General features: G+C 68.6%; 6 protein-coding genes and 1 rRNA gene. All 7 read left to right on the top strand.

Going from position 1 to position 6678, the window contains the following annotated elements; translation table 11 throughout:
• Positions 1-91 (top strand): 5S ribosomal RNA (rrf, locus tag ABZW32_RS26770); the annotation flags it as partial.
• Positions 92-228: 137 nt separating this feature from the next.
• Positions 229-819 carry a CDP-alcohol phosphatidyltransferase family protein gene (locus ABZW32_RS26765; RefSeq protein ID WP_356220294.1) on the top strand — a complete coding sequence of 197 codons (591 nt, stop codon included), beginning with the start codon at positions 229-231 and terminating at the stop codon, positions 817-819.
• A gap of 101 nt (positions 820-920) precedes the next feature.
• Positions 921-3419, top strand: a complete 2499-nt coding sequence (locus ABZW32_RS26760) for a mannose-1-phosphate guanyltransferase (RefSeq protein WP_356220291.1) — start codon at positions 921-923, stop codon at positions 3417-3419.
• A 119-nt stretch (positions 3420-3538) separates the two neighbouring features.
• Positions 3539-4444: a DUF881 domain-containing protein gene (locus tag ABZW32_RS26755; RefSeq protein ID WP_356220288.1), complete on the top strand. Its 906-nt coding sequence runs from the start codon at positions 3539-3541 to the stop codon at positions 4442-4444.
• A complete protein-coding gene (locus tag ABZW32_RS26750) occupies positions 4441-4773 on the top strand; it encodes a small basic family protein (protein ID WP_030158423.1) in 333 nt (110 codons plus the stop codon). The genes ABZW32_RS26755 and ABZW32_RS26750 overlap by 4 nt, the downstream gene beginning before the upstream one ends.
• Positions 4774-4778: 5 nt before the next feature.
• Complete coding sequence (locus tag ABZW32_RS26745) at positions 4779-5612, top strand: DUF881 domain-containing protein (RefSeq protein ID WP_356220284.1); 834 nt, start codon at positions 4779-4781, stop codon at positions 5610-5612.
• Positions 5613-5694: 82 nt separating this feature from the next.
• A complete protein-coding gene (locus ABZW32_RS26740; protein WP_356220309.1) occupies positions 5695-6639 on the top strand; it encodes an FHA domain-containing protein in 945 nt (314 codons plus the stop codon).
• Positions 6640-6678: the final 39 nt, after the last annotated feature.

Raw genomic sequence — 6678 nt, 5'->3', positions numbered from 1 at the left:
GCCCGGTTACATTCCGAACCCGGAAGCTAAGCCTTTCAGCGCCGATGGTACTGCAGGGGGGACCCTGTGGGAGAGTAGGACGCCGCCGAACAATCATTGTGGGAAAGCCCCGCACCTTATGGTGCGGGGCTTTTCTGCGTTCAGGGGCCGGCCGGTCCGCTCGTGGACTCCTGTAGGGTCAGGGGGCAGCGATTCGACCATTTCTAGCGTCACAGTGGAGGCCCCCGGGTGGAGGTCCAGGAGACTCGGGTTCAGACTGACCGAATTTTCACCATTCCGAACATCCTGAGCATGGCTCGCCTCGTCGGCGTACCCCTGTTCCTCTGGCTGATCCTGGAGGGCTACGACGGGTGGGCGCTGGTCGTCCTCATGTTCAGCGGGATCAGTGATTACCTCGACGGGAAACTCGCGCGACGCTGGAATCAGATCAGCAATCTGGGGCGGTTGCTGGACCCCGCCGCGGACCGTCTCTACGTCCTGACCACCCTGTTCGGGCTGACCTGGCGCGAGATCCTGCCCCTGTGGCTGACCGGGCTGCTGCTTGCCCGTGAGGCAATGTTGCTGGTCATGGTGTGGATCCTGCGTCGGCACGGCTATCCGCCGCCCCAGGTGAACTTCCTGGGCAAGGCCGCCACCTTCAACCTGATGTACGCCTTCCCGCTGCTGCTGCTGAGCGACGGTACCGGCTGGTTGGCCTGGACGGCGTCCGTTTTCGGATGGGCGTTCGCGGGTTGGGGTACAACGCTCTATTGGTGGGCAGGAATCCTATACGTGGTGCAGGTCCGCCGTCTCGTGAAGGCGGATGCCACGGCCGATTGAGCTCACTCGGCGCCGGTACTGACGCGGAGGAGTAGCGGAGTCACCGTCCGGGACGGGTGAGGTCGGCCAGACCGTCATCTCTCTAGGAGGACTCTTCCGACATGAAGGCCGTCGTGATGGCCGGTGGCGAAGGTACGCGGCTTCGCCCCATGACCTCAAGCATGCCCAAGCCGCTCCTGCCGGTGGCGAACCGGCCGATCATGGAGCACGTGCTGAGGCTGCTGAAGCGGCATGGACTCAGCGAAACCGTGGTCACCGTTCAGTTCCTGGCATCACTCGTCAAGAACTATTTCGGTGACGGCGAGGAGCTCGGAATGGAGCTCACCTATGCCAATGAGGAGAAGCCACTCGGCACCGCCGGCAGCGTGAAGAACGCCGAGGAGGCCTTGAAGGACGACACCTTCCTGGTCATCTCCGGTGACGCGCTGACGGACTTCGACCTCACCGACCTCATCAACTTCCACAAGGAGAAGGGCGCACTGGTCACGGTGTGCCTGACCCGGGTGCCGAACCCACTGGAATTCGGCATCACCATCGTGGACGAGGAGGGCAAGGTCGAGCGCTTCCTCGAGAAGCCGACCTGGGGGCAGGTGTTCTCGGACACCATCAACACCGGCATCTACGTGATGGAGCCGGAAATCTTCGACTACGTCGACGCCGACGTCTCCGTCGACTGGTCCGGTGACGTCTTCCCGCAGTTGATGAAGGAAGGCCGGCCGATCTACGGCTACGTGGCCGAGGGCTACTGGGAGGACGTCGGCACGCACGAGAGCTACGTCAAGGCGCAGGCCGACGTACTCGAGGGCAAGGTCCAGGTCGACATGGACGGCTTCGAGATCTCCCCCGGCGTGTGGATCGCCGAAGGGGCCGAGGTCAGCCCGGACGCCGTCCTGCGCGGGCCGCTGTACATCGGGGACTACGCCAAGGTCGAAGCCGGCGTCGAGATCCGCGAGCACACCGTCGTCGGGTCGAACGTGGTCGTCAAGAGCGGGGCCTTCCTCCACAAGGCCGTCGTGCACGACAACGTGTACATCGGGCAGCACAGCAACCTGCGCGGCTGCGTCATCGGCAAGAACACCGACATCATGAGGGCCGCCCGGATCGAGGACGGGGCCGTCATCGGTGACGAGTGCCTGGTGGGCGAGGAATCGATCGTCCAGGGCAACGTGCGCGTCTACCCCTTCAAGACCATCGAGGCCGGCGCGTTCGTCAACACCTCGGTGATCTGGGAGTCGCGCGGTCAGGCGCACCTCTTCGGTGCCCGTGGGGTCTCCGGGATCCTGAACGTCGAGATCACCCCGGAGCTGGTGGTCAAACTCGCCGGGGCCTACGCGACGACCCTGAAGAAGGGGGCCATCGTCACCACGGCCCGTGACCACTCCCGAGGCGCGAGAGCACTCAAGAGGGCCGTGATCTCGGCCCTCCAGGCCAGCGCCATCGACGTGCGCGACCTGGAGAACGTACCGCTGCCGGTCGCCCGGCAGCAGACCGCCCGGGGAGCCGCGGGCGGGATCATGATCCGGACCTCTCCCGGGGTGCCGGACTCGGTGGACATCATGTTCCTCGACGAGCGGGGTGCGGACCTCTCGCAGGCGCAGCAGCGCAAGCTGGACCGCGTCTACGCGCGCCAGGAGTACCGCCGTGCCTTCCCCGGCGAGATCGGCGACCTCCAGTTCCCGTCGAGCGTCTTCGACTCGTACACGGGCTCGCTGCTGCGCAGGGTGGACACGACCGGCATCGCGGATTCCGGCCTCAAGGTGGTCGTGGACGCCTCCAACGGGAGCGCCGGACTCGTGCTGCCCAGCCTGCTGGGCCGGCTCGGGGTGGACGCGCTGACGATCAATCCCGGACTCGACGAGTCGCGGCCGACCGAGACCGCGGAGTCCCGGCGGGCCGGACTGGTGCGGCTCGGGGAGATCGTGGCCTCGGCACGGGCGGCCTTCGGCGTGCGCTTCGACCCGGTGGGTGAGCGGATCTCGCTGGTGGACGAGCGCGGGCGGATCATCGAGGACGACCGGGCCCTGCTCGTCCTGCTCGACCTGGTCGCCGCCGAGAAGCGCAGCGGCAAGGTCGCGCTGCCGGTGACCACGACACGGGTCGCCGAGCAGGTCGCCGCCTACCACGGTACGCAGGTGGAGTGGACGACGACCTCGCCCGACGATCTGACGCGGGTGGGCCGTGAGGAGACCACGATCTTCGGCGGCGACGGCCGGGGCGGGTTCATCGTCCCGGAGTTCAGCAGCGTCTTCGACGGATCGGCGGCGTTCGTCCAGCTGATCGGACTGGTCGCGCGCACCCAGCTCACCCTGAGCCAGATCGATGCCCGCATCCCGCGGGCGCACGTGCTCAAGCGGGACGTGCCGACGCCGTGGGCGGCCAAGGGGCTCGTCATGCGGCGGGTCGTGGAGGCGGCCGGCGACCGGCAGGTGGACACCACGGACGGCGTGCGCGTCGTGGAGACCGACGGACGGTGGGCCCTGGTGCTGCCGGACCCGGCGGAGGCCGTCACCCACCTGTGGGCCGAGGGTCCCGACGACGCTTCCGCGCAGGCCCTGCTCGACGAGTGGGGCGCGGTCGTGGAGGGCGCCGGGGAACACTGACCGGCGCCCGGCCCCGTAGGGCGGCCGGGTGCGCGATCGTGGGCGGGGCGGGCACGGGGAGTCACCCGGCCCGGTCCTCCGAACGGCGCATTGGAAGTGGGCGGCGGCGACATGCGACGATGTGCGGCATGTCGCAGCCGTCCAACAACCGGAGTCCGGCCCCGCCGCCCGCGCGCCCGGACGCGTCCATGTCGCTGCTGACGCACGTGATGGACAACAGTCTCGACGAGGGCTATGCGGAGGCGTCGGCCCGGCGTGAGGCGGACGGCACGGCAGGACTGCCGCGTACCCTCAAGGCCAAGCTGGCGCTCGCCGCCGGGCTCGTGCTCGCCGCGATGGTCGTCACCCTGGGTGCGGCCCAGGCGCGGGTGGCTGCGCCGGTGCTGGCCAAGGAGCGCCAGGAGCTGATCGACCGGGTCGAGCGGGCCGACGCGCACGCCAACGGCCTGGAGCGGGACATCGAGCGGCTGCGGACCGAGGTCGAGGACCGGCAGGGCGCGGTGCTCAAGCAGCCCGGCGGGGACCGGGCCCGGTTGCTGGCCCTGTTGTCGGGTGCAACCGAAGTGCACGGTCCGGGCGTCAAACTGGTGGTGGACGACGCGAAGGGATCTTCGTCGGGCGGCGGTGGCGGCCCGCGGGAGAGCGCCGGTTTCTCGGACACCGGCCGGGTCCGTGACCGGGACATGCAGCGGATCGTCAACGGGCTCTGGCAGGCCGGGGCGGAAGCCGTCTCGATCAACGGGCAGCGGCTGACGTCACTGTCGGCGATCCGGGCGGCCGGTGACGCGATACTGGTGGACAACAGGCCTCTGGTGCCGCCCTACGAGATCCTCGCGGTGGGGGACAAGAAGCGGCTCGGCACCGCCTTCCAGGATTCCGTGGACGGCCAGTACCTGCACGTCCTGCAGGAGAGCTACGGGATCCGCTACACCCTGTCCGCCGTGGACGAGGTGAAGCTGCCGGCCGCGTCGAGCCTGACCGTCCGCACAGCCACAGCAGTAGAGCCGAAGAAGGGTGCATCGTGATCGCGGTACTGGGCCTCGTGGCCGGAGTGGTGGTCGGACTTCTGGTCCGGCCCGAAGTGCCGGCCGTGGTGGAGCCTTATCTGCCGATCGCCGTGGTGGCCGCGCTGGACGCGGTGTTCGGCGGCCTGCGCGCGATGCTGGACGGGATCTTCGTCGACAAGGTCTTTGTGGTGTCGTTCCTCTCGAACGTGGTGGTGGCCGCGCTGATCGTCTTCCTCGGCGACAAGCTGGGCGTCGGCTCGCAGCTGTCGACGGGTGTGGTCGTCGTCCTCGGCATCCGGATCTTCTCCAACGCCGCGGCCATCCGCCGGCACGTCTTCCGGGCGTGAGGGCGATGAGCGACGACAACACCCCGCCCGAGGAGCCCCACGTCCCCGAGCGCCCCCTGAAGGGCGAGGCCGGTGCGGAAGCCCCGGAGTCCGGACCCGGGCCCGGGGAGCCGCAGCAGAGCGGGCGCCGGCGTCTGGCGGACGGTCTGTGGCCGCCGCGGGTCAGCCGGGCCCAACTGATCGTCGCGCTGCTGCTGTTCGTGCTGGGGCTCGGGCTCGCGATCCAGGTGCGGTCCAACAGCGACTCCAGCGCGCCGCTGCGCGGTGCCCGTCAGGAGGACCTGGTACGGATCCTCGACGAGCTGGACGGGCGGACCAAGCGCCTGGAGGACGAGAAGCAGAAGCTGGAGGACCAGCGCAAGGAGCTGGAGAGCAGCTCCAACCAGGCCGAGGAGGCCCGGCGGCAGACGGTGGAGAAGGAGCGCCAACTGGGCATCCTGGCCGGTACCGTGGCTGCTCAGGGGCCGGGGATCACACTGAAGATCACCGACACCAAGGGCCAGGTGCGCTCCGACCAGCTGCTGGACACCCTCCAGGAGCTGAGAGCGGCCGGGGCCGAGGCGATCCAGATCAACGGCGTGCGCGTCGTCGCGGGCTCGTACTTCTCGGACGAGGGCGGAGGGGTCTCGATCGACGGTAAGAAGATCACACAGCCCTACGAGTTCAGGGTGATCGGCAGACCGCAGGATCTGGAGCCGGCGCTCAACATCCCGGGCGGTGTCGTGCAGACCATGGAGAAGGAGCAGGCCACGGTCGCCGTCACACGGTCGGCGAAGATCGTTGTGGATGCCTTGCGGGCTGCGAAGCAGCCTGACTACGCTCGGTCGTCATCGTCGTGACGCGGGGCGGAACGTGGACAGGCTCACGTGGGCGTATGCCTGCGGGGGGTCGACGCACCGAAGTCGCGGTGCGTGGTGGAAACTGTCTGGTGGTTACGGACGTTGTGAGAATGTCCGGGTCGGCAGGTGTGTGCATGCAGAGTTCGTCCTGCCCCACGGGCGGGTCTGTTTCGGTCAAGGGGAATCGCCCGTGAAGTTGTTTGAGAAGTTGTTCGGCAAGAAGAACCGCGAGGAAAGCGGCGCGGCGCGTCACCGTGCGGGGCACGGTGACGGCGAAGGACAGGGCGACCGGCCGCTCTTCCGTGACGAGGTGGCCGGTCCGGGTGACATTTCGGGCGCGCAGGGCGCGTCGTCTGTTGACCCTGCCGGTTCCGGACGCATAGGTTTCGGTGACCCATCAACCTCAAGTGCGGGTGGAGGGTTTGCCCCCGACCCGTATGCCACCAATGCCTCCGCGGGGCAGCCGCGGCGCGAGGAGCCGTCCATGTCGGCCGAGCAGGTTTGCAGCAGGTGTGGCCACCGCAGCGATGCGGCGAGCCGTTTCTGCTCGAACTGCGGGGCGCCGCTGCGGGCGGGTCTGACGCCGGAGCGTGCTTCGGAGACCACGTCCACGATCTCGATCTCGGGCCTCGAGGCCTACGAGGCCGAGGTGTCGGGACAAGCGCACGTGTCGTCCTCGCTGTCCCCCGAGGCCCAGGCCGCGGTGGAGGCACTGCCCCCCGGTTCCGCCCTGCTGATCGTGCGGCGCGGCCCCAACTCGGGCAGCCGCTTCCTGCTGGACGGCGAACTGACCACGGCAGGCCGGCACCCGCAGAGCGACATCTTCCTGGACGACGTGACCGTCTCCAGGCTGCATGTCGAGTTCCGCAGGGGCCAGGAGGGCGGCTTCACCGTCGCCGACGTGGGCAGCCTGAACGGCACGTACGTCAACCGTGAGCCGATCGACTCCGTCGCCCTGCACAACGGCGACGAGGTCCAGATCGGCAAGTACCGGCTGGTCTTCTACGCGAGCCTGCGGGGCATCTGACCCTTCCCCCGGACGCGGTCCGGGGGGACCCCAGGGAAG

Origin of the sequence: Streptomyces sp. NPDC004667, from assembly GCF_040609475.1 — a bacterium.
In the GTDB taxonomy this organism is placed as follows: Bacteria; Actinomycetota; Actinomycetes; order Streptomycetales; family Streptomycetaceae; genus Streptomyces.
The sequence above is the reverse complement of the archived record's forward strand: the minus strand, read 5'-3'. Positions and strand labels throughout refer to the sequence as shown.